At 71.5% G+C, this 22,547-nt stretch carries 20 protein-coding genes and 2 pseudogenes; 7 read left to right on the top strand and 15 right to left on the bottom strand.

The window, feature by feature from the left end; translation table 11 throughout:
- Positions 1 to 169: 169 nt before the first annotated feature.
- Positions 170 to 1,126 carry an ROK family protein gene (locus HZZ00_RS19645; protein ID WP_257584888.1) on the bottom strand — a complete coding sequence of 319 codons (957 nt, stop codon included), beginning with the start codon at positions 1,124 to 1,126 and terminating at the stop codon, positions 170 to 172.
- Between the two features lie 132 nt (positions 1,127 to 1,258).
- A complete protein-coding gene (gene manA, locus HZZ00_RS19640) occupies positions 1,259 to 2,488 on the bottom strand; it encodes a mannose-6-phosphate isomerase, class I (RefSeq protein ID WP_180327657.1) in 1,230 nt (409 codons plus the stop codon).
- Positions 2,489 to 2,769: 281 nt separating this feature from the next.
- Between manA and HZZ00_RS19635 the strand changes: the two genes are divergently transcribed.
- The gene (locus tag HZZ00_RS19635; protein ID WP_257584887.1) at positions 2,770 to 3,903 is read left to right on the top strand and encodes a cellulase family glycosylhydrolase; all 1,134 of its coding nucleotides are present in this window, start codon (positions 2,770 to 2,772) and stop codon (positions 3,901 to 3,903) included.
- Between the two features lie 235 nt (positions 3,904 to 4,138).
- Here HZZ00_RS19635 and HZZ00_RS19630 read toward each other — a convergent pair whose 3' ends face one another.
- Entirely contained in the window at positions 4,139 to 4,591 is a 453-nt protein-coding gene (locus HZZ00_RS19630; protein ID WP_180327655.1) for a MarR family winged helix-turn-helix transcriptional regulator, read from the bottom strand.
- 415 nt (positions 4,592 to 5,006) lie between these two features.
- Between HZZ00_RS19630 and HZZ00_RS19625 the strand changes: the two genes are divergently transcribed.
- Positions 5,007 to 5,606 carry an amidohydrolase family protein gene (locus HZZ00_RS19625; protein WP_257585975.1) on the top strand — a complete coding sequence of 200 codons (600 nt, stop codon included), beginning with the start codon at positions 5,007 to 5,009 and terminating at the stop codon, positions 5,604 to 5,606.
- A gap of 75 nt (positions 5,607 to 5,681) precedes the next feature.
- A complete protein-coding gene (locus HZZ00_RS19620; protein WP_180327654.1) occupies positions 5,682 to 6,395 on the top strand; it encodes an SDR family NAD(P)-dependent oxidoreductase in 714 nt (237 codons plus the stop codon).
- Between the two features lie 94 nt (positions 6,396 to 6,489).
- Here the strand turns inward: HZZ00_RS19620 and HZZ00_RS19615 are convergent, their stop codons facing one another.
- A complete protein-coding gene (locus HZZ00_RS19615) occupies positions 6,490 to 7,359 on the bottom strand; it encodes a helix-turn-helix transcriptional regulator (protein ID WP_180327653.1) in 870 nt (289 codons plus the stop codon).
- A gap of 138 nt (positions 7,360 to 7,497) precedes the next feature.
- Here HZZ00_RS19615 and HZZ00_RS19610 point away from each other — a divergent pair, with 138 nt between their 5' ends.
- The gene (locus HZZ00_RS19610) at positions 7,498 to 8,277 is read left to right on the top strand and encodes an NAD(P)H-dependent oxidoreductase (protein ID WP_180327652.1); all 780 of its coding nucleotides are present in this window, start codon (positions 7,498 to 7,500) and stop codon (positions 8,275 to 8,277) included.
- Between the two features lie 297 nt (positions 8,278 to 8,574).
- Here HZZ00_RS19610 and HZZ00_RS38645 read toward each other — a convergent pair.
- From HZZ00_RS38645 to HZZ00_RS19590, 4 genes and pseudogenes are all read right to left on the bottom strand, one after another.
- Positions 8,575 to 8,622 (bottom strand): annotated as a pseudogene (locus tag HZZ00_RS38645) (hypothetical protein); the annotation flags it as partial.
- A gap of 41 nt (positions 8,623 to 8,663) precedes the next feature.
- Positions 8,664 to 9,284, bottom strand: a complete 621-nt coding sequence (locus HZZ00_RS19600; protein ID WP_180327651.1) for a bifunctional 2-polyprenyl-6-hydroxyphenol methylase/3-demethylubiquinol 3-O-methyltransferase UbiG — start codon at positions 9,282 to 9,284, stop codon at positions 8,664 to 8,666.
- Positions 9,281 to 10,699, bottom strand: coding sequence for a phosphotransferase (locus HZZ00_RS19595; protein WP_180327650.1), 1,419 nt, complete (start codon positions 10,697 to 10,699; stop codon positions 9,281 to 9,283). The genes HZZ00_RS19600 and HZZ00_RS19595 overlap by 4 nt, the downstream gene beginning before the upstream one ends.
- Positions 10,700 to 11,082: 383 nt before the next feature.
- Entirely contained in the window at positions 11,083 to 13,272 is a 2,190-nt protein-coding gene (locus HZZ00_RS19590) for an ABC transporter ATP-binding protein (protein WP_257584882.1), read from the bottom strand.
- Positions 13,273 to 13,488: 216 nt separating this feature from the next.
- On the opposite strand from HZZ00_RS19590, the gene HZZ00_RS19585 reads away from it, so the two are divergent.
- The 3 genes and pseudogenes from HZZ00_RS19585 to HZZ00_RS39115 form a co-directional block, all read left to right on the top strand.
- Positions 13,489 to 13,848, top strand: coding sequence for a hypothetical protein (locus tag HZZ00_RS19585; RefSeq protein WP_180327649.1), 360 nt, complete (start codon positions 13,489 to 13,491; stop codon positions 13,846 to 13,848).
- 31 nt (positions 13,849 to 13,879) lie between these two features.
- Positions 13,880 to 15,004, top strand: a complete 1,125-nt coding sequence (locus HZZ00_RS19580) for a caspase family protein (protein ID WP_180327648.1) — start codon at positions 13,880 to 13,882, stop codon at positions 15,002 to 15,004.
- 3 nt (positions 15,005 to 15,007) lie between these two features.
- Positions 15,008 to 15,157, top strand: a pseudogene (locus HZZ00_RS39115) (hypothetical protein); the annotation flags it as partial.
- A 420-nt stretch (positions 15,158 to 15,577) separates the two neighbouring features.
- Here HZZ00_RS39115 and HZZ00_RS19570 read toward each other — a convergent pair.
- The 7 genes from HZZ00_RS19570 to HZZ00_RS19540 all read right to left on the bottom strand — a co-directional run bounded on the left by HZZ00_RS19570 (position 15,578) and on the right by HZZ00_RS19540 (position 22,454).
- Positions 15,578 to 16,330 (bottom strand): SDR family NAD(P)-dependent oxidoreductase, encoded by a 753-nt coding sequence (locus HZZ00_RS19570; RefSeq protein WP_180327647.1) that lies wholly within the window; start codon positions 16,328 to 16,330, stop codon positions 15,578 to 15,580.
- A complete protein-coding gene (locus HZZ00_RS19565) occupies positions 16,327 to 17,298 on the bottom strand; it encodes a fumarylacetoacetate hydrolase family protein (RefSeq protein ID WP_180327646.1) in 972 nt (323 codons plus the stop codon). The genes HZZ00_RS19570 and HZZ00_RS19565 overlap by 4 nt, the downstream gene beginning before the upstream one ends.
- Before the next feature lie 96 nt (positions 17,299 to 17,394).
- A complete protein-coding gene (locus tag HZZ00_RS19560; RefSeq protein WP_180327645.1) occupies positions 17,395 to 18,327 on the bottom strand; it encodes a VOC family protein in 933 nt (310 codons plus the stop codon).
- A 4-nt stretch (positions 18,328 to 18,331) separates the two neighbouring features.
- Positions 18,332 to 19,330: an amidohydrolase family protein gene (locus HZZ00_RS19555; RefSeq protein ID WP_180333605.1), complete on the bottom strand. Its 999-nt coding sequence runs from the start codon at positions 19,328 to 19,330 to the stop codon at positions 18,332 to 18,334.
- A 5-nt stretch (positions 19,331 to 19,335) separates the two neighbouring features.
- On the bottom strand, positions 19,336 to 20,466 hold the full coding sequence (locus HZZ00_RS19550) for an FAD-dependent oxidoreductase (RefSeq protein WP_180327644.1): 1,131 nt from the start codon (positions 20,464 to 20,466) through the stop codon (positions 19,336 to 19,338).
- 24 nt (positions 20,467 to 20,490) lie between these two features.
- Positions 20,491 to 21,453 (bottom strand): cyclase family protein, encoded by a 963-nt coding sequence (locus tag HZZ00_RS19545; protein ID WP_180327643.1) that lies wholly within the window; start codon positions 21,451 to 21,453, stop codon positions 20,491 to 20,493.
- Positions 21,450 to 22,454 (bottom strand): fumarylacetoacetate hydrolase family protein, encoded by a 1,005-nt coding sequence (locus tag HZZ00_RS19540; RefSeq protein ID WP_180327642.1) that lies wholly within the window; start codon positions 22,452 to 22,454, stop codon positions 21,450 to 21,452. Before HZZ00_RS19540 ends, HZZ00_RS19545 begins: the two co-directional genes overlap by 4 nt.
- Positions 22,455 to 22,547: the final 93 nt, after the last annotated feature.

Genomic DNA, 22,547 nt, shown 5'->3' with positions numbered 1-22,547 from the left:
TTTCGTCAGCGGGGAAGGAATACCGGGGGGAAGGATCTCTTCGGAACGGCTACGGGAATCGAGCCCGGGACAGTCAGTCGGAAGATAGCCGGAAGGACAGCCGTAACGGCTCTTCCACTAAAACCGGTTAAGTTCGGCCCGCAGGGCTCCTCGATCGCATTTCCGCGCGTCAGCCGACAGCCGGCTGCCTGTGCGGTGCCAGGATGCGCCCGCGTGCCGCCGCTGCGGCGCCCACCAGCCCGGCGTCACGGGCGAGCGCGGCGGGCCGCACCTGAAGGCCGCTCACGAAGCCGAGGGCGGCGAAGTCGCGCAGATGACGCCGCAGCGGGGTGAACAGGACGTCACCGGCCTGGGCCACGCCTCCGCCGATGACGGCGACCTCGACCTCCAGCAGGGTCGCCGTGCCGGCGATCGCGGCGGCCAGGGCCCGGGCCGACCGGTCGAAGGCGTTGACGGCCCGCTCGTCACCCGCACGCGCCGCCACGGCCACGGCAGCCGCGGTCGGTTCCTCGCCCGCGGGCGGCGCCCAGCCCGCACGCACCGCGTGGCGCGCGATGGCGGTCCCGCTGGCGTACCCCTCGACACACCCTCGTGCGCCGCAGGCGCAGGGCGGGCCGTCGAAGGCGACGGAGATGTGCCCGATGTGGCCTGCGTTTCCCGAAGGCCCCGGATGCAGGCGTCCGTTCAGGACGAATCCGCCGCCCACGCCGGTCGACACCACCATGCACAGCACGTCGTCGAAACCGCGCGCGGCGCCGCGCCAGTGCTCCGCCGCGGCCACCGCCACGGCGTCGCCCAGCAGCACCGGCTCGATGCCGACGGGCAGTACCGGGTGCGCGCGCACGCTGTCGACCAGGGGAAACGCGCGCCAGGAGGGGATGTTCACCGGGCTTACGGTGCCGGCGGCCGTGTCGACGGGGCCGGCGCTGGCTATGCCCATGCCACGGACGCCGTCCCAGCCGGAATGAACGGCGAGCGCGTCGATCACGGCGTCCACGGTGCGGGCCATGTGTACGGCGGACTCCCGGGCCGGGGTCGGCCGCTCGACGCGGTGCAGAACGGACCCCGCGTCGTCGACCAGCGCCCCGGCGATCTTCGTGCCTCCGATGTCAAGTGCTGCGTACACCTCGTGTCCCTCTCTGTCCTCGATGTCTGGGAGTGTCCGGGGGAGCGGGCGATGCCCGGTGGCCGTCCCGCACCGTCGGCGTCACCGGCACCGCCGGACGGCGGCCGGTACGATGCGCCGTGGACAACGTTGTCATCCTGCCCGGCGGAGCCATTGCTCGCTGCCTCCGGGGCCCGCGACGAAAAGGGTCCCTGTGCCTTCGGCGGTGATCCCGTGGTCGGAGTCGGGCAGGAAGCACGACGCCCCCGGGCCGAGCGGCAGGACCTCGCCCCCCGGGGCGCGCAGCAGGGCGGTGCCGTCCAGACACAGGGCGATGCGGGGGCCGGACGACGGAGTCAGGGGGGCCGGCGAGGCGGTGAGCCCCGTCCGGTACAGCGCGAACTCCTCCGCCGGGCAGTCGTACACCAGGCCGCCGCCGGGACCGGGCAGCGTCCTGGGGAGCACGACGGGCACCCGCGCCGCCGGGTCGGTGATCCTCAGCAGTTCCGGTACGTCCACCTGCTTCGAGGTGAGTCCCGCGCGCACGACGTTGTCGGAGCAGGCCATGACTTCCACCCCGACCCCTCGGATGTAGGCGTGCAGTCCGCCGGCCGGCATGAACAGCGCGGTGCCCGGCTCCAGGACCCGGTGCCGCAGCAGCAGCGAGGCCACCAGACCGGGGTCGCCGGGATGATGGCGCGCCATGCGCACGACCGCGTCGTAGGCGCCCGCGTGGGGGCCCGGCACCCGCGCCGACCGCGCGCACGCCCGTACGACCTCGTCGACGAGGCCGTCGCGGTCCTGTGCCGACCGGTCCAGCACGGCCCGCAGCGCGGCCGTCAGCGCAGCGTCGCCGTCGACCGTGCGCAGGGTGGCGGTGACGGGGCGCAGGCCGGGGACGTCCAGGCCGTCGAGCACGGCGACAGCCTCCTCGCGGCCCCGGAAACCGGCCAGGACCTCGAAGGGGGTCAACGCGCAGAGCAACTCGGGCTTCGGCCAGTCGTCCGCGTACGCTCCCGTGCCCGTGCCCGTGCCCGTGCCCGTGCGCTGCGCGGCGAACGCGGCGCGGGCCTGTTCCCGGTCAGGGTGCACCTGGATGGACAGCGGTGCCTCGGCGGCCAGGACCTTGAGCAGGAACGGAAGCCTGCCGTCGAACCGGGCGGCGCAGTCCCGCCCGAGTTCCTTCTCGGGGTCACCGGACACCACGTCCAGCAGGGTCAGCGTTTGTCCGTCGCGGGTCAGGCGCGCCGGCCCGGAAGGGTGGGCGCCGAGCCACAGCTCCGCCTCCGGGCCCGGCGAGGGGGTGCCACGGCCCTGCAGCCGGGCCAGCGCGTCACGAGAGCCCCAGGGGTAGGGCTTGATGATGGGGTGCAGTAGATCCACGGGCCTACGTTAACCAGGGCCTGCTCGATAGCAACGAGGCATGGCAACCTCTGTTACTGAACCGGTATAGTGCCCGCTTTCTGTGTAATTCGTCACCGGCGATCGAAACGAAGCGTGACGCGCCCGTTGACATGAGCGAGACATTCGGTGGTCTCATGGGTGAGTCGCGCCACTGGTGCGACGCTTCCAGCACCGTCACGCACACCGTGCTCACCCACCCATATCTGACAACGTTGTCAGTCGATGTGAGGAGAGAGATGGCCAAGCCATCAAGAAGGGCCTTGCGCACGGCTGTCGCCGCCGCGTTCGCCGGCGTCCTCGGCCTGCTGATATCCGTTGTCGGCGGTCCCGCCACCCGGGCCGAGGCCGCCACCGCGGGCCTGCACGTCTCGAACGGGCGTGTGTACGAGGCCAACGGCAACGAGTTCGTCATGCGCGGGGTCAATCACGCCTACGACTGGTACCCGAGCCGGACGAGCGCCATCGCCGACATAGCCGCCAAGGGTGCCAACACCGTCCGCCTCGTGCTGGGGAGCGGCCACCGGTACACGCGGACCAGCGGCTCCGAAGTGGCCTCCCTGATCGCCCAGTGCAAGCAGAACAAGGTCATCTGCGTCCTGGAGGTGCACGACACCACCGGCTACGGCGAGGACTCCGCCGCGGCTTCCCTGGACGAGGCGGCGGACTACTGGGTCGGCGTGAAGGACGCGCTGGCCGGGCAGGAGAACTACGTCGTCGTCGACATCGGCAACGAGCCGTACGGCAACACCGGTTACGGCGCCTGGACCGATGCCACCAAGAGCGCGATCAAGAAACTGCGCGGCGCCGGGATCCGCAACGCCCTGATGGTGGACGCGCCCAACTGGGGCCAGGACTGGTCCGGCACGATGCGGGACAACGCCGCGTCGGTCTTCTCGTCCGACCCCGACGGAAACACGATCTTCTCGGTCCACATGTACGGCGTGTACAACACCGCCTCCAAGGTGCAGGACTACCTGAACTACTTCGCCGGCCACCACCTTCCGCTGGTCATCGGCGAGTTCGGCGACCAGCACACCGACGGCGACCCCGACGAGGACGCCATCATGTCCACCGCGCAGTCCCTCCGCGTGGGCTATCTCGGCTGGTCGTGGAGTGGCAACAGCGGTGGCGTCGAGTACCTGGACCTCGTCAACGGCTTCGACCCGAACTCCTTGACCAACTGGGGTCGTCGGCTCTTCGACGGCGCCAACGGCATCGTGGCCACCGCCAAGCGCGCGACCGTCTACGGCGGCGGGGGCTCGGGCGGCACGGGCACGGCACCGAACGGCTACCCGTACTGCGTGAACGGCAGCGCCACCGACCCGGACGGCGACGGCTGGGGTTGGGAGAACAACCGGTCGTGCGTCGTCCCCGGCGGTCCCGCGGACCACTGACGCACGGTCGCGGATCCGACCGGCAGGCGAGGAAGGGCGTACGCCACCGCGTGGGAAGAGCGGCGGCGTACGCCCGCGCGCGGGGCGACCCGTCGGTCGACGGCCGGGTCGATGCCCGGCGGCGCAAGCGGCGGAGCGTGCCGCGGCCCGCGACGGTTGCCGCCGCGGCCACCCTCGGCGCGAAGGTGATGCGGGGGCAGAGGCGGGACGGGCGCCGGCGACCGAGGACGCTTGATCAGTGCGGACGCGCGCCGCCGCGGATGCGGCCGATGAGGTGCGACTCGACGCGCCGGAGTGTGGCGATCGTCGCGTCCGCCTCTGCGGCATCGGGGAGGGCCTCGGCCAGTAGGCCGCTCCAGACGTCCTCCAGCCGCCTCAGGTTCTCGGCCGCCTTCCGAGTCGGATACAGGCGCACCCGCCTGGCGTCCTCCGCGTCGGCTTCGCGACGCACCAGGCCCTTCTGTTCGAGCTTGCGCAGCGCCCGGCTGAAGTTGCTGGAGATCAGCTGGGTGGCTTCGGCCGCCTGGGTCGCCGTGACGCCCGGCTGATGGTCGATGAAGCGCATGACCGCCGCTTCGAGCGGTGTCCACGCCTCTGCGGGGTCCGCCTTGGCTGCGTGGAGGTGTCGGCTGACCGCAAGGATCAGGTCGGCGAGCTCGAACAGTCGGGCCTTCTGCTTCTCATCCACATCAGCAGTATATTACCTGTCATGTGATAGCTATCATCTGACAGGTAACTCGCGGTGTGCTCGTGCCCAGTCAGCGCTGACGTGCGCGTTGTGCTTCGGAACGCGGAAGGACTACCACCATGCCCCTCATCGCCATCGAAGAACATTGGATGCTGCCGGAGCTGACCTCCGCGCTCAAAGCCGTGTCCCGTCCGGACGAGAGTCTCCTCTTCAACGAGCACGGTGACATCGGCCGGCGACTCGAAGACCTGGGCGCCGGCCGGATCGCCACCATGGACGCCCAGGGCATCGACCTGGCCGTACTCGCCCTCACTCCGCCGGGGACCCAGGCCCTGCCGGCCGAGGAGGCGATCGCGCTCAGCCGCCTCGCGCCGCCGAGCTGGAACGTGCGGCACGCCAAGGCCACGTGGGGACCATGGTCTACGGCCGCACCGGCGACCGGTTCCTCGACGACCCCGCCTACGACGACTTCTTCGCCGCCGCAGCCGGCCTCGACCAGCCGGTCTTCATCCACCCGCAGATCCCCTCCGACGCGCTGCGTGCCGCCGCCTACCGGGGTTTCGACCCCATGACCGAACTCGGGTTGGCCACATTCGGCTGGGGCTGGCACGTGGAGGCGGCGACCGCGGCACTGCGTCTCATCCTGCGCGGCACCTTCGATCGCCATCCCGATCTGCAGATCGTGCTGGGCCACTGGGGCGAACTGCTTCCCTTCTGGCTCGACCGCGCCGACAGTCTCGCCCGTCTCGCCGGGCTCCGGCGGTCGGTCTCGGAGTACATCCGCACCAACTTCTTCCTGACGACGTCGGGGATGCTCAACCCGGCCCTGCTACGGCACGTACTGACCGTGACGACCGTCGACCGGCTGATCTTCTCCACCGACTACCCCTTCCAGCAGCCCACCCGAGCAGAGATCGACACGTTCTTCGAGCACTTCGCCACCGACACCGACCGGCACAAGGTCCGCTCGGCCAACGCCGCGGCCCTCTTCGGAGTCGATCCCCTCACGCCCTGACCCAGGACCGGCGAAGCAGAAGCCGGCCCCGCGCCCCTCGTCTCAAGCCGCCCCACACCAAGGAGAACGTGCGACATGTCGCAGTCCACCACAGATGAGCGCACCCGGACCGCCCTGGTCGTCGGAGCATCCCGAGGACTCGGCTGCGCCATGGCGGCCGAACTCGCCGAGCGGGGGTGGTCGGTCATCGGCACGGTTCGCGGCAGCGCCCGCACCCCGCTGCAGGACCTCGCCGACCACCGCCCCGAACGCGTCCGCGTCGAACACCTCGACATCACCGAACCCGAGGAACTCATGCCCCTGCACGAGCGTCTGAAGGGAGTGCGACTCGACGTCCTGTTCGTCAACGCGGGCACCACCAACAACGAGCAGACCCCCATAGGGGCCGTCCCGACCCAGGACTTCATCGACGTCATGGTGACCAACGCGCTCAGCCCCATGCGCGTCATCGAAGCACTCGACGACCTGGTGACGCCCAACGGCCTGATCGGCGTCATGTCCTCGGGGCAGGGCAGCATCACCAACAACACCAACGGGCTGCGCGAGGTCTACCGCGGTAGCAAGGCAGCCTTGAACATGTTCATGCGCAGCTATGCCGCCCGGCGAACCGACGCCGAACGCTCCCTGCTGCTCATGGCTCCGGGCTGGATCCGCACGGCGCTCGGTGGCGACGACGCCCCCTACTCCGTGGAAGAGAGCACCCCGCTCCTGGTGGACGTGTTGCTCTCCCACCTCGACGGCAAGGGCCTGGCATTTCTCGACCGGAACGGCGGACATGTCCCCTGGTGACCGCCATCGGCTTCCTCTCGGACCCGCGTCCGGACTGCCCGTCGTCGGCGAGCACTCGGGGAGCGGACAGCCGTCGACGCAGGGACGTTCCCGGCTATGGGCGAGCGTCGTCGAACTGCTCGCGGACCTGAGCGTTCACTGCGGGAGGTGCGTCACCGCCGGCCGCGCCCAGGTCTGCGAGCAGACGCAGCCCGTCCTCGGCAGGGCTGCCGGGGGCCGCGGACAGCACCACCAGCTCCATGCCTGATTCGTTCGGCAGGGCGAAGTTCTCCTGGTGCAGTTCCAGCAGCCCGACCAGCGGGTGCCGATACGCCTTGCATCCGTACGTCCGGGCGCGCACGTCCGCACGGGCCCAGAGGCGGCGGAAGCGCTCGCTGCCCATCGCCAGCTCGCCGATGAGCGAGGCCAGGCGGGGATCGTCGGGGTATTTTCCGGCGGCCAGGCGCAGGTGTCCGACCACGTCGAGGGTGCAGTTCTCCCAGTCCGCGTAAAGTCCGCGCTCGGCCTCCTCGAGGAAGAGATGCCGTGCGATGTTCAGGCCCGGCATCGGCCGGCCGTAGAGGAGCCCCGCGAGGCGGTTTCCGGCGAGCACGTCCAGGCGGTGGTTCATGATCAGCGCGGGTCCGCCGGCGACCAGATCGAGGACGCGCAGCAGCTCCGGGCGGACCCGCCCGCCCGGAGTCTTCGCACGGCGGCGGCGCTGCCGGGCGAGCCGGTAGAGGTGCCCGCGTTCGGTCTCGTCGAGGTCGAGGACGCGGGCGAGGGCGTCGAGTACCTGCTCGGAGGGCTGGGTGGCGCGGCCCTGCTCCAAGCGGACGTAGTAGTCGACGCTGACTCCGGACAGGTGCGCGACCTCTTCGCGGCGCAGCCCTTCGACCCGGCGCCGGCTGTCGGTGGGAATGCCGACGGCGGCCGGGTCGACCCGGGAACGCCGGGTCCGCAGGAAGCCCGCGAGATCGTCCATGTCCCCAGTATGGCCTCGGCAGTGCTCGGGAAGGTGGCCCTGCCAATACCAGGAAGTCCCGTCCGACGGAACACGGGCCCCTGAACGCCGGGCGCCGTCGCGTCCAGGATCGAAGGCATCCGATCCGAAGGAGTTCCCATGAAGACGCTGATCGTCTACGCCCACCCGGAGCCGCAGTCGCTCAACGGCTCGCTGAAGGACCTCGCGGTGACCACGCTGGAGAGCGCCGGGCACGAAGTACGGGTGAGCGATCTGTACGCGATGAACTGGAAGGCGGCCGCGGACGCCGAGGACTACGGCCCCAGCGCCTCACGTCCGCTGAAGGTCGCCCGGGACTCGGGCCGGGCGTTCGACGCCGGTACGCTCACCCGGGACGTGATCGCCGAGCAGGAGAAGCTGCTGTGGGCCGACACGATCATCTTCCAGTTCCCGCTGTGGTGGTACTCGATGCCCGCGATCCTCAAGGGCTGGGTGGACCGGGTCTTCACGTACCACTTCGCATACGGCGTCGGAGAGCACAGCGACACCAAATACGGTGAGCGCTTCGGCGAAGGCACCCTCGCGGGCAGGAGGGCTCTGCTGTCGGTGACCACCGGCGGCCCGGAGCCGCATTACGCCGCTCGCGGGATCAACGGCCCCATCGACGATCTGCTGTTCCCGATCCAGCACGGCATCCTCTACTACCCGGGCATCGAGGTGCTGCCGCCGTTCGTGCTCTACGGCACCGACCGGATGACCAGCGAGAGCTACCCGGACGTCGCCAAGGCATGGAAGCAGCGTCTGCTCACCCTGGAGTCGACCGAGCCGATCGCGTTCCGGAAGCAGAACTTCGGCGACTACGACATCCCCTCGCTGCAGCTGAAGGAAGGACTGGAGCCCGCGGGCCGAAGCGGCTTCGGGCTGCACGTGCGCGGCTGACCGCCTGCACGCCTGCGCCACACGCGGGTCGAGCGCGAAGTCGTGCCGGACTGGCCGGAGTCCCGCCGGGCAACCCGTTCGCATAGGCCAAGCGCGACGCACAACTGGTCGACGCCCGCCGCGTGTACAGCCCCGGCCCCGCGGTGGCGCAGATGGGCTCGGACAGCCCGGCCAGCCGGCCGGCGACCCGGGTCGGCGGGCTGCCGGGCGTGGCGGACGGCGGCTTCTCCAGCAGGGCCCCGCCTCCTCGGCGAGTCCGCGGAGGGCCGCCGCGGCGAAGCTTTCCTGGCCGCGGGTCCTGCCGCCGGGAAGCTCGTGCCTGCCGCGGCGCGACCGGCCGAGCAGGGCCCTGTCGGCATCGTCGCTGACGATGGCGAAGGCGCCGGTCAGGCATGGGCGGTGGTCGGCCTCTTCTCGACGGCCCGGGTGCCGGCATCGCAGGGCCCGCGCAGGACCAGGAAGGCCAGGCCGTCCGCGTCCAACCGCTCCACCGCCCCCCAACCGGAGCCGACGAGCGCGATCTCGTCCTCGTCCAAGGCGATGCCGCGCCGCTCCTCGGGTGTGGTCTCCGCCACCGGGGTGATGACGACGAGCGCGCCGCCGTCCCGCAGCCGCTCACCCAGAGCGTGCAGCATGCGACCCCTGTCCTTCAGGAACGGGTACATCAGGCGCATCACGACCACGTCGTACCCTTCCTCGTGCAACGGGGCCGGGTCGTCGCGCTCGATGTCCAGCAGCAGCCAGCGCACGCCCTCGATGCCGGCGTGCTCGGTGCGGGCCCGGGCGAGCGCGCTGCCGGCGAAGTCGACGGCGTCCACGGTGTAGCCGAGGGAGACGAGGTAGGCGGCCAACTCGCCGGTGCCGCAGCCGACGTCGAGCGCGCGGCCGCCGTCGTCCGGGGCCGGGGTGTGCTCGGCGAGGAGTTCCCGCTCGCGCTCACCCACTCGCCGGAACCCCCGGCCGTCGCCGAAGTGCTTCTCCCACTGCTCGCGGGCGGTGTACGTCAATGTACTGCTCCTCCTGTGACGGTGGGGTGGTCGGGGGGCTGTCGTGCGGCGCGGAGCCGGGCCAGAGTGCGGTGGCCGCGTTCCACCAGTTCGGGGTCGCCGTGGGCGGCGCCGTAGGAGATGCCGGAGACGGCGTCCAGGACGGACAGGACCGCGAGCTGGGCCTCTTCCTCCGGCGTGAACGGGCGCCCGTAGCCGTGGAGCAGGGCTGCCAGGAGGTCGGGGCGGCCGTGCCACGCGTCGGACAGCCGCACGAAATCCCGCACGGCCGGCCCGTATTCCGACCGCTCGAAATCGACCACGTACAAGGCGTCGGCGTGCTCGTCCCAGCGGAGGTTGCGCAGTTGGAAGTCGCCGTGCGTGGGGACCGCCGACAGGGTGGGCAGGCCGGCAGCGCTTTCCACGGTGGCGCGGACGAACTCCTCGTCACCGGCAGCGAGATGGGGTCGGGCCCCGTCCAGGTGACGCTCCAACTTCCGCACGGGTGGGGCCCCGCTGTCCGGCCGGGGCGGGGCGCTGGTGTGGATGGCGGCCGCGAGCCGCCCGATGCGGTGGAAGATCCCCCGCTGCTGCTCGGGTGGGAAGGCGGCACCGTGCAGGGACCGGCCTCCCACCGCGGTGAGGACGACCGCCCGCAGCACGCCGTCGGCGGCCACCAGCCGGGGCGCGGCTTCGCCGAGGCCGGCGACCCAGCTACGGAGCGCGGCGACTTCGCGTCGGTGGAAACGCTCGTTCTGGTGGACCTTGACGTACCAGGTGCCGCCCTCGGTGCCGTGCGCCCGCCAGACGCGGCTGTCCTCCCTTGCCCAGGAGACGTCCGTCCAACGGGCGATCCGCCCTACCGCCTGCTCGGCGAAGGCGCGCACCGCGTCGGCCGGGGTGGCGTCGCGGGCGCCGGGGTCGGGGACCAGGAGCAGCCGGTCGACGGCCGGGTCGTAGGCGATGGGGTCGGCGGGCTCCTGGAAGTGCACGCCCATGCGTGCACCGGCCCGGTAGGCGTCGAGCCCGGCCCGGCAGTACGCGACGATGGGCTGCGGGAGCCTGTCGAGCGCGAACCAGCCCATGGCGTCGCACACTTGGGGTTCCATGATCTGAGGGGTGCCGTGCCAGCGCCGCACCTCGAAGAAGACGCCGAGGCGTGCGCCGCCGGCGGGGGAGCGGTGGTGCACGGTGACGGCCGCGCGGACATCGACCGGGTCGACCGCGACGCCGGTCTCCTCGCGGGTCTCGCGCACCAGCGCCGTGACCATGTCCTCCCACGGGCCGTCGAGATGTCCGGACGGAAGGTGCCAGCAGCCGGTGGCGTACACGTCACCGGCTCGCCGGGAGAGCAGCACCTCGGTCCCGGCCGTGCCGTCGCGTACCGCGATCAGGTGGACGTCGAGCGGCTCGGTGTGCCGTCGGCTGCCGGTCATGCGTCCCCCCGTAGTGCCCGCAGCGCGGTGGCGACCTGCCGCAGCTGACCGTCGTCCTCGTGTCCTCCGGCGAGGAGCCCGCCGGGCGCGGGATCAGGTTCCCCGGCGTACCGGGGGCGGACATGGCTGTACGGGCGGAGTGGTGGCGGAGGAAGTCCTCGTGCCGGCCGGCCGGCACGCCGGGGCTGTCGGCTCGGGGAGGGGAGAGGGGTCTGATGTCGGGGCACCCGTGCTCCTGTTCGCTGGACGGTCGGTGTGCGGGGCTCTGGCGACGAAGGCGAGGTCGGCCGGCGATCGGGACGGGTGCCGGCAGCGTCCATGTCCGTGCCTTCGGCCCAGGGCCGGAGGCGATGCGCTGGTTGTCGGACGTCGCGCTGGGCGGGTCAGGTCGCCGTGTCGTGGTCGGCCGACTGGATGATGCCGCGAGGACCGGGGAGCCTGGCGGCCGCGATCCCGTACTGGGCGGCCTGGGCCGTGAACATGCCCTGGTACAAGCCGTCCGGGCGGGCCATGAGTTGGTCGTGGGTGCCGTCCTCGACGACGCGTCCCTGGTCGAGGACGTAGATGTGGTCGGCGTGCATGGTCGCGGCGAGCCGGTGCGTGACCAGTACGACCGCGTGCCCTTGCTCAGCCAGGGACCACAGTCCCCGGAACGCGGCGATTTCAGCGTGGGGATCGAGGGCGCTGGTGGGCTCGTCGACCAGCAGGAAGGGTGCCTGCCTGTACCGGGTGCGGGCGGACCCCAGCTTCTGCCACTGCCCGCCCGAGAGCTGGACACCGCGCTCGTAGCCCTTGAACACGATCGAGTCCCAGCCGTGCGGCAGGCCCTCGATCAGGTCGAGCACGCCCGCGTCCCGAGCGGAGCCACGGACACGGTCCATGTCCCGGGGCCGGTCGCCGACGCCGATGGCCACGTTCGCGGCGGCCGTCATCTCCCAGCGCGGGAAGTCCTGGGCCAACAGACCTACGGCGCCGAAGACATGGGACCGGTCCGCCTCGCGGAGCGCGACCCGCTCGCCCGCCTCACCCACCCACCACACGTTCCCTCGGGACGGCACCAGCAGCCCGGCGAGCACCTTCGTGAGCGTGGTCTTCCCCGAGCCGTTCGCCCCGACCAGGGCCGTCACCTTCCCGCGGGGAATCCGCACGCTCACCGCCTGCAGCGAAGGAGCGTCGGCGCCCGGGTAGGTGAACGACACCTCCTCCGTCCGCACCTCCCGGACCGGGGCGGGCAGCGGTGTGCCGGAGGACGGGATGGCGTTCTGGCCCGCCACCCTGATGGCGTCCTCGGTGTCGGTGAGGAACAACAGCTCCTCGTACAGGCGGTTGACCTGCTGCACCAGTGAGGTGAGGCGTGCCGTCGAGGTGCGGATGGCGATCACCGCCGTGCCGCCGACGGCGAGCGGCAGACCACCGGACGCAAGCAGCCACCACAGCACCCCGTAGCAGGCCAGCGACGCAAGCCCCGCGAACCCGCCGGCGATCAGGTCCGTGGACGCCTGCGCCCGGGCCAGGCGCCGCTGCTCCGCCTCCGTCTGCCGCGACATCTCCGTGTAACCGGACAGCAACTTCGCCCCGGCGGCGTGCACGCGGATCTCCCCGGCGGCATGCGGGCGGGTCAGACAGGCGAGCAGAGAGGCGATCGCCCGGCGGTGGTCGACCCAGGTCAGGCGTGAGAGGTACTCGCGGCGCGCGGAGCGGACCGCTCCCCACCCCTTGGGCACGGCGATCGCCAGCAACATCGGGAGCAACGCCCAGTGCAGCGCCGTCAGTACCACCGCGGCCGCCACCATGCCGATCACCACACTGCCCACGCCCACCGACAGCCGGAGCATGTTGCGGGCGGAGTCGGTGCCGAACCTCCCCGCCTCCAGGGCACGCTGCACTTCCGGCCGCTCGGTCGCCTCCACCTCGACCTGGGTGACGGCCGTGTAGTACCGGGCGGAGACCACCCGCTCGACCTGGGGCTCCAGCCGGCCCGACATGGCCGTCGACCACGCCGACAGCGTCGCCGTCGCCACCGCGGTGACAGCGAGCACGGCCAGCGACGGCAACGCGTCGCGGAGCTTGTCCCGGGTCGGCCCATCGGCGAACAGCTCGGTGAGGACGCTGTTGACCGCCATCAGCCCCCAGCCGGCCGTCACACCTTGCCCGAACTGGGCCGCCACGACCCCGGCGAGCGCTCGACGGTCGGTCTGCCAGCCGGTGCGCAGCACCATGGCCACCATGCGGGGCAGCGCCGCCGCCATGTGCCCGAAGCTCAACCGGGTCAGCGGTCCTTCGTGGCGGACGAAGGACTGGTCGTAGCGGAGCCGGCCGCCGTACAGCTCGCGCTCGGTGTCCGAGATGCCGGTCGTCGCCGCCGCGGCGGCCTTCGGCGGGTTCGCGGTCGTGCCGTTGTCCGGTTCGGCTCGCGTCAATGTGTTCCCTCTCGGAGGAGTGGCAGTGGTGTCGGCATGTCCAACGACGCCGCCGCGATTTCGAACGCGTGTCTTTCGGTCGGGTTGCGCACCCTGGGATCCAGCGGTTCCTCGAAGGTGCGCAGTGCATCGACCCTTGCCGCGCAACAGCATGCGTGTGAAGACGGGTTGGCCGAAACGCCGAGCTGCTTGGCTGTGGCGGCTGTACGCGGTCGGCAGCGGCGCCGCGGACGCCTGATCTCGGCTGCTCGAAGCGGTTGGCGGGCGGTCGCGTGTCTCTTGTGGCCGGGGAGGCGCCGCCGATGCGTCAGCAGACGTGCTCCGGCTGTATGGTCGCTACCAGCTGAATCGGCAGGCGGGGGTGGGAAGTTGGAGGCGAGAATCGCCATCGTCGGCGGCTGTGACGGGGACCTGCCGTCGTTGTACCAGTGGCTGACGGGTGAGGACGAACTGCGGGGGCATGTACGGGTCGCCAGGCGGCCGGTGCGCGAGACCGACCTCGGGTCGGCCGGGGACCTGCTCACGGTGGCCCTGAGCGCGGGAGGAGCGGGCTCGGTACTGAGCTCGGCGCTCATCACCTGGCTGAAGACGCGTCGTACGTCGGCGAAGATCACCGTCGAGGCCGGGAACCGCTCGATCACCCTGGAGATCGACACGCTCCGCGACGCCACGGCCCTGCTGGAGCAGGTCCTGCGAGCCGGCCGCGACGATGCCGACCGCGGTGCCTGAGCCCGGTCCGCCGCCCGGGTCCCATGCCTTGTTGATCGGTGTGGCGGAGTACGCGAACCCGGAGTTCACACCCATCCCGGCGGTGCGCAACAGCCTGCGGCGCGTACGTGATCTCCTGTGCGACGACGAGCTGTGCGGTTGGAAGAGCGATCAGGTCACCGTGATCGACGAGGTCTCGTCGGCTTCGGAGCTCGCCGTGCAGGTCGCCGACGCGGCGGAGAAGGTCACGGGCAACTTCCTCCTGTACTACGTCGGTCACGGGATGCTCTCACCCGCGGGGGAACTGTGTCTGGTGATGCCCGGGACGCGCCCGGACCGCCCGACGATCACCGGCCTTCTCTGGGGCCACGTGGCCGAAGCGTTGCGGCTGAGCCCCGCGAAGGCCCGCATCACGATCCTGGACTGCTGCTTCGCGGGCCAGGCCATCGAGGCACTCGCCGCCGACGGGCAGGCACTGGCCGGCCTCGCGTCCGTCCAGGGTGTCTACACGCTGACCGCCACCAGCCGCAACCGCACCGCTCACGTGCCCCCGCTGGCCGAGCAGGAGGCTCGGCCGACCTCGTTCACCGGGCACCTCTGCGACCTCGTGCGTGCCGGTATTCCCGGCAAGCCGGCGCAGCTGACCCTCAACGACATCTACCCCGTGCTGCGCGCCAAGCTGCGGGCCAAGGGCCTGCCCGTGCCGAACCAGCGCGGCACCGACACCGCGGGACACGTCGCCTTCGCCCGCAACGCGGCCGTACCCGTCTCCACCCGCGCCGAGCCGACGATCAGCGGAAACGCGGTCATCCTCCAAGGAGGGCGCCCGTTCGAAGATCGTGTGGATGACGTCGTGGCGGCATGGGCCGGCCGCGGGCAGGGCCCGGACTGGCTGGTGAGCGGGACCGCCTTCCTCGTTCTGTACCTGTGGTGGCTCGATGGCCGACGGAGGGACGAGGCCGCCCCCCTCGCACGCGCCTACGTGGAAGCCTCGTACGAATCCATGGGAGGCCGGGACACGTGGACGGAGATGCAACACCGGCGCGTGCGTTGTGCCTGTCACGGTGAGTCCTGGCGAGTGGAGAACATCAACATCTGCCTCGACTGCCTGCGGTACCAGTGCATCGACATCGGCGGCCGGGAATGCGCGGCCTGCGGCGGCCGAATCGTCGGCTAGGCAGTGTCGAAAGGGTTTTGGCCTGTGAATGATCACGGTTCATGGGGCGGCAGGTCTCACGGAGGAGCAGTGGGCGGTGCTGGAGCCGTTGTTGCCGACGGGCGGGTCCGGACCGGTGTTCCGTGGCGGGACGTCCCCGCCGAGTACGGGCCCTGGAACCGGGTCTACGACCTCTTCCGCCGATGGCAGCGCGATCGGCGCCTGGCACCGCATTCTCACCCGCCCCCAGTCCCTGGCCGACGCGGACGGCGCGATCACGTGGAATTTGAACGTCGCCCCCACGGTCTGCCGCGCCCATTGGCATGCGGCCGGGGAGCACAACATCGTGCGCGAGGACGATTTCGCCTGCGTCTTCTGCGGCAGCGATCTGCCCGCGGCGTGGAACGTTGATCCCGCCCCGTGACGACCGAGGGTCACAGCCACTCGCTGATGGCAGCGACGAGGACGGTCGCCTCACAGCGGACGCCGAGCCTGTCGTAGCGCGTGGCCACGGCCTGATGACGCTTGAGTCGGTTGACCCCGCACTCGACCGTGTGGCGCTCGCGATCAGCGCGACCTTGCCCTCCGGCCGCTTCACGAGGTTCGCTCGCGCAGCGCGTCGGAGACCGACTTGACCCCGCCGTGCGCGGTGAGACCGCCGTCGACGGGGATCTCGGCGCCGGTGATGAACGACGACTCCTCCGACAGCAGGAATACCACCAGCGGAGCGACCTCGTCGACGGTTCCGGTGCGGCCGAGCGGTGTCTCGCGGATGTTGGCCTCGCGGAAGGCGGGGGCGGCGGAGGCGGTCATCTCGGTCTCGATGTAGCCGGGGTGGATCGTGTTGACGCGGATGCCGCGCGGGCCGAGTTCCAGTGCCGCTGTCTGCGACAAGCCCCGCAGCCCCCACTTGCTGGCGGTGTAGGCCACCGGGAAGTGGGCCGTGAGGGCCGCCGAGGAGCCGACGTTGACGATCGAGGAGCCGGGTGGCATCAGCGGCGCGAGGTGCTGGATGCCCAGCAGCGGACCGGTGACGTTGACCGTGTGCACCCGGTCGAAGTCCTCGGCCCGTACGTCGCCGACGCGGGCGCGCCAGGTGACGCCCGCGTTGTTGACCAAGCCGTGCACCTGCCCGTACGACTTCTTCAGCTCGGCGGCGAGGCCGGCCCACTGCTCGGCGCTGGTCACGTCCAGGTGCCGGCAGCCGGGGGCTTTCATGATGTCGGCCGCGACGACACGGGCGCCCTCGCGGACGAGCGCCTCCGCCTCCGCGGCACCCTGGCCCCGGGCGGCGCCGGTGACGACCACCACCTTGCCGAGCAGCCTCTTGGGGCGCGGGGTGGTCACGGCCGTTCCCGGGTACGGCGCCGGCCGGTGGGCAGCGGGACGAGGTCGGCGCCCGGTACGACCGTGTTGGTGAGCGTGCCGATGCCCTCCACGGTGAGGGAGACGGTGTCCCCGGGCTTCAGCGCGGGTGGCGTCTGTTCGCCGCGCAGGCCCCACAGCTCGGCGAGGCAACCGCCGTTGCCGCAGGTGCCCGAGCCGAGCACGTCGCCCGGGACGACCCGCGTGCCGCGCGAGGCGTAGGCCGCCATCTCCTCGAAGGTCCAGCTCATGTTGGACAGCAGGTCCCGGCCGACGACCTCGCCGTTGACCTCCGCGGTGAGCGCCAGGCGCAGGAAGCCGTCGGCGTCCCGGTAGGGCTCCAGTTCGTCGGCGGTGACCAGTACGGGGCCGAGCGTGGTCGCGGTGTCCTTGCCCTTGCACGGGCCGAGGCCGACCCTCATCTCGGCGGACTGCAGGTCGCGGGCTGACCAGTCGTTGAAGACGGTGTACCCGGCGATGTGGTCGCGCGCCTGCTCCGGGGTGAGGTCACGGCCCTCGCGGCCGATCACCGCGCCCACCTCCAGCTCGAAGTCGAGCGCCGTCGAACCGGGCGGCACCGGGATGCCGTCGCCCGGGCCGTGGATCGCGTGTGGGTTGGTGAAGTAGAACGTGGGCGCTGCGTACCACTGCTCGGGCACACCGGAGACTTCGTCCACCGAGCGCCGTACACCCTCGACGTGTTCCTCGAAGGTGACGAAGTCCCTTACGGACGCGGGCTGGAACGGTGGCAGCAGGCGGACCTCGGAAAGGTGCGGGCCGGGCGGGACGCCCTCGGCCGCGGTGCCGGCGGCGAGGAGTCCGCTCAGCCCGTCGCCCCGCGCGAGCAGTTCGGTGAGCGAGGCGATGCCGGGCAGCGGGAGGAGGGCGCCGTCCTCCTCCACCACCGCGACGCGACGGCGGTGGCGGTGCTCGTAGGTGGCGAAACGCATGACGGGACTCCTCAGGAACCGTAGGGGGCCGGGACGGGGGCGCGGCGGGCAGTCAGGGCATGACAGGGGTTGCCGCACCCCCGGGTCGGAGGGGGATCAGACGGGCGGGGCGACGAAGACGCCGCGGTCGGGGTCGTTGAAGGACTCCTTGGCCACGAGTTCGTTCATCGGGTTGGCGGTGCCCCACTGGTCGGTGACCTCGGGCCGGGAGAAGTCGTAGACGTGCGGGTGCCAGGTGTCCTCGTCGAGGAGTTCCAGCTCGGTGGTGTACTCGACGGTGTTCCCGTGCGGGTCGAGGAAGTAGGTGAAGGTGTTGTCGCCCGCCATGTGCCGGCCGGGGCCCCAGATCTTGCGGTACCCGGCGCGGATGACGCGGCCGGAACCGCGCATGTACTCGTCGATGCCGCGCATCTCGAAGGAGACGTGGTGCAGGGAGGTGTGCGGGCCCTTGGCCAACGCCATGGAGTGGTGCTGGCTGGAGATCCGCATGAAGTGCATGACCTCGCCCATGTGCGGGGAGCTGAGGGTGTCGGAGAGGCGGAAACCCAGGTGCCGTTCGTACCACGCGCGGGTGCGGTCGAGGTCGGGGGAGTTGAGGACGACGTGGGACAGCTTGACCGGGATCGCCTCCTTCTCCTCGATCCTGCGGTGCCGGCGCACCTCGACGTCGGCGGAGACCTCGATGGTGCGGCCGTCGACGTCGAAGAAGCGGAAGCCGTAGCCGCCACCGGGGGTGTCGACCTTGCCCGGCGTGGAGATCAGCTGCACGCCGCCCGCGAGGAGCCGCTCGGCGAGGGTGTCGACGTCGGCCGCGGCCGCGGCGCCGTAGGAGACGAGGTCGAGGCGCTTCTCCCCGGCCTTGCGCAGCCGGACGACGTACTGCTCGGGGGAGCCCTCGGCGGCGAGGAAGGAGATGCCGGAGTCCTCGGCGACCTTGGTCAACCCCCAGACGCCGGCGTAGAAGTCGAGTTGCTCGTCGTAGTCGGGCACGGCGAGGTCGACGTGGCGCAGATGGGTGAGCAGACGCATGGTGTCAGTCCTTCCTCAGGAGTGCGGCCGCGTTGCCGCCGCGGACGGCGTCGAAGTCGGCCTCGGACAGGCGCGCGGCGCGCAGGGTGCCGAGGGGGTCCTCGGTGCCCATGTCGAAGGGGAAGTCGGAGCCGAGCAGCACCCGGTCCGCGCCGGCCACCCGGATCAGCTCGCGCAGGACGTGCGGGTCGTGGACGAGGGAGTCGAAGTACAACCGCCTCAGATAGCTGCTGGGCGGGTGCGCGCAGCCGGCGCCCGCGTCGGAACGGGCGGACCAGGCGTGGTCGGAGCGGCCGACGTGGGTGGGCAGGTAGCCGCCGCCGTGCGCGGCGATCACCTTCAGCCCGGGGTGCCGGTCGAGGACCCCGGAGAAGATCAGGTGGGAGAGGGCGACGGCGTTCTCGGTGGGCTGGCCGACGGTGTTGGACAGGTACCACTGGTCCAGGCGCTCGTCGAGGGTGCAGCCGAAGGGATGCAGGAAGACGAGTGCCCCGGTCTCCTCGGCCCGGGCCCAGAGGGGTTCGTAGGCCGGGTCGGACAGCTCGTGTCCCGGGGCGTGGCTGGAGATCTCCACCCCGGCCAGGCCCTGCCCCAGTGCGTGGTCCAGGGCGCGGACCGCCTGCTGCGGGTGCTGGAGAGGAACCAGCCCCAGCCCGAGCAGCCGCTCGGGGGCGGCCGAACAGTGCGCGGCCGTCGCCTCGTTGGCGAGCCGGTACAGCTTCCCGGCCGTGTCCTGGTCGGCCCAGTAGTGATAGTGCGAAGGGGAAGGGCTGACCAACTGCACGTCCACGCCCTGGGCGTCCATCGCGGCCAGGCGCACGGTCACGTCGGTCAGCCTCGGGATGCGCTTTTGCACCATGGGGCCGCTGACGGCGAGGGCGGCGCAGCCGTTGCGACGGGCGTCCAGCGCCTTGGCCTCGGCGTGTCCGGGCAGACCGGTGACGAGCGCCTCGACCTCGGGCAGCAGGACGTGGGCGTGCACGTCCACGGTGGGCGTGCGCACGGCGGTCACGGCAGCTCCCTCAGCATGGTCATCGTGCGGCCCATCAGGCCCGGCACGTCGGCGTCGCGCACCCCGTCGAGCTGCCACTGCCCGATCTGCACGGAAGCCTCCACGACCGGGCGGACCCGGGCGATCCGCCGGTCGTGGTACGCCTGCAACAGTGCGTCGTCCCACTCGTCGGACCCGGTCAGCATCTGTGCGAGCACCCAGGCGTCTTCGAGGGAGAGCGCGGCGCCCTGGGCGAGGGTGGGCGGGCAGCAGTGGGCGGCGTCACCGACGAGAACGACGCGGCCGCGGTGCCAGGATCCCTCGACCAGCAGCCGGTCGAACCAGGTGTAGTTGACCTTCGCCGGATCCGTGATGTGCGCGGTGATCTCCGGCCAGAAGCCGCCGTAGTGCCGGGTCAGGCGGCGCATCTCGGCCGCGTACGACTCGGGCGGTATCCCGGCGCGGTCGCGGTTGGCCTCGACGACGTACGCGTACAAGGTGGTCTCGCCGGTCGGGCAGTAACCGGCGATGTAGGCCGGGCCGCCGTAGGCGAGGTCGGTCCGGGTCACGCCGGCGGGACGCGGGGCGGTGACGCGCCAGATGGCCATGCCGGTCGGTTCGGGCTTGTCGGTGATGCCGATCGCGGCGCGGGTTGCGGAGCCGAGGCCGTCGGCGGCGACCACCAGGTCGTAGTGGCCCTCGGTGCCGTCGCTGAACCGTACGCGGACACCGTCCGCGTCCTGGTCCAGGGTCTCGGCGGTGGTGCCCAGCCGGACCGACGCGCCACCGGCCCGCACCGCCTCGATGAGGATCCGCTGGAGCCGCGGCCGCTGCATGCCGACGGCGGCGGGCAGGTCGTCGCCGCCGGTGCGCAGGTCGTCCTCGGCGTGCAGGACGGTTCCGTCGGGGGCGGTGATGCCGACGGAGCCGAAGGCGAAACCGGAGGTCCGCACCCGCTCCCAGACCCCGAGTTCGCGCAGGACGCGCAGGGCGTTGCCCTGGAGGGTGATGCCGGAGCCGGCGGTGGCGTTCCAGTCGTCCTTGGCTTCGATCAGGTCCACGGCGAGGCCCGCGCGCCGCAGCAGGATCGTCACGGCGTTGCCGGCGGCGCCGCCGCCTATGACGAGAACCGTGCGGGGTGTGCTCATGTGGGGAACTCCTTCGTCCGCGCCTTACTTGACGGCGACGGGGTTGACGGGCGAGCCGACCGCGCCGGTGATGGGCAGGGGAGCGGCGGAGAGCCAGAACTCGTACACGCCGTCGGCGGCGCAGTCCTCGGCCAGGGCCTCCGGGTCCCACATCTCGCCGATGAGCAGGCCGATGTGCGGGATGGCGACCTGGTGCAGGGGCTGGAAGGCGTGCGCGAACTCGTTGGGGCGGACCTCGAAGCCCCAGGTGTCGGTGGCGATGGCGGCGATCTCACTGCGGTGCAGCCAGGCGGCCGTGGTGAAGGACAGGCCGGGGGCCGGGCCGCCGGCGAAGTCGCCCCAGCCGTCCCTGCGGGCCCGGGCGAGCTGCCCGGTACGCACCACCACGATGTCGCCGCGGCCGACCGTCACGTCGTGCGCCTCGGCGGTGCGGGTGAGGTGCTCCTCGGTGATCGCGAACCCGTCGGGCAGTTCCCCGTCGGTGCCGACGACCCGGCCCACGTCGAGCAGCACCCCGCGCCCGGCGACGTGCGGAGCCATGTGCTCGATGCCGGTGACCAGGTCGCCGTCGGAGGTGACCACCTTCTGCGCCGGCCGGCCGTTCCACGCCCTGCCGTGGTCGAAGATGTGGCCGAGGCCGTCCCACTGGGTGGAGCATTGCAGGGGCATGGTGATCACGTCGTCGGCGCCGCCGAGACCGTGGGGGAATCCCTGGTTGCCGAGGGCGGCGTCGGTGCCGGTGTCCAGCATGGTGTGCACCGGGTTGGTGCGCCGCCGCCAGCCCTTCTGCGGCCCGTCCATGTCGAACCGCTGCGACAGGGAGAAGCCGGCTCCGCGCCGGACGAGGGCAGCGGCCTCGCGCCGCTTGGCCTCGTCGAGGAAGTTGAGCGTCCCGAGCCGGTCGTCCTCGCCCCAGCGCCCCCAGTTGGAGCACGCCTTCGCGGCACGGGCGATCGACCCTTCGGGATCGTGCCGGTCCAGGCTCACGACGCCGTCTCCTCGGCGACGCAGCGGGTGCGCTGGGCCCCGAGGCCGGTGATGGAGCCGTCCATCACGTCGCCGTCGCGCAGCAGCCGGCCCCAGTGCATGCCGTTGCCGGCCGGGGAGCCGGTGAGCACCAGGTCACCGGGGAGCAGCCGGGCGGTACACGACGCGTAGGAGACCATCCGCGCCACGCCGAAGATCATGTCCTTGGTGGACTCGTCCTGCATGGTCTCGCCGTTCAGCTTCAGCGTCACCCGCAGGTCGTCCGGGTCCGCGACCGACTCGGCGGGCACGATCCACGGGCCCAGCGGCGTGAAACCGGGCGCGTTCTTGCTGCGCAGCCAGTCGGTGCCGATCTGCGGCATGTCCCGGCGGAAGACGGTGGCCCGGTCGGTCAGATCGTTGGCGATGGTGTACCCGGCCACGTACTCCAGTGCCTCTTCGACGGACACGCGGTGCGCGGGGCGGCCGATGACGGTCGCCAGCTCCAGCTCCCAGTCCGGCTTCTTTGCCCAGGCGGGCAGCACGACGTCGTCGTACGGGCCGGTGATCGAGGTCGGCAGGCCGATGAAGACGTACGGCAGGTCCTCGGCCGCCCGCCGGTCCATGATCGCGGCGGCCTCGGCGCGCCGCTCGCTCTCCGGCCGGTCGTCGCCGGGCGCACGGTGGGCGACGTGCAGGTCGATGACGTGCCGGCGGTAGTTGGCGCCGGACTGGAACACCTGCCGCGGCTCGACCGGCGCGTGCACCGCCAGCCCCGCCAGCGGCTCGCGCTCGGCGCCCCCGCCGGCGGCCAGCTCCCGCAGCCGTGGCAGGAGGGCGTCCCAGTCCTCCAACACGTCCCGGGCCGTGAGCCGTTCGTCGTCCAGCGCCGACCGGAGATCGATCACGTGCTCGTCGGCGGTGACCAGAGCGGGGAACGCGGGGCCGCCCGGACGGGACAGCGTGGCGAGAGCGAAAGGCCCGGCGAAGAGCGCGGATCGGGGTTGAGGTTTCACGAACATGTCCTCCTGATTGCGGTGTGACTAATCTGGACCCCCCACCCGCGATCAGGGAAATAGATTGCATGGATGGCTGGCATCCACGCGGTTTATTCT

Source organism: Streptomyces sp. NEAU-sy36 (assembly GCF_013423905.1).
Taxonomy (GTDB): Bacteria; Actinomycetota; Actinomycetes; order Streptomycetales; family Streptomycetaceae; genus Streptomyces; species Streptomyces misionensis.
Note: the sequence above shows the minus strand (reverse complement) of the source record. Positions and strands in the feature narration are given on the sequence as shown.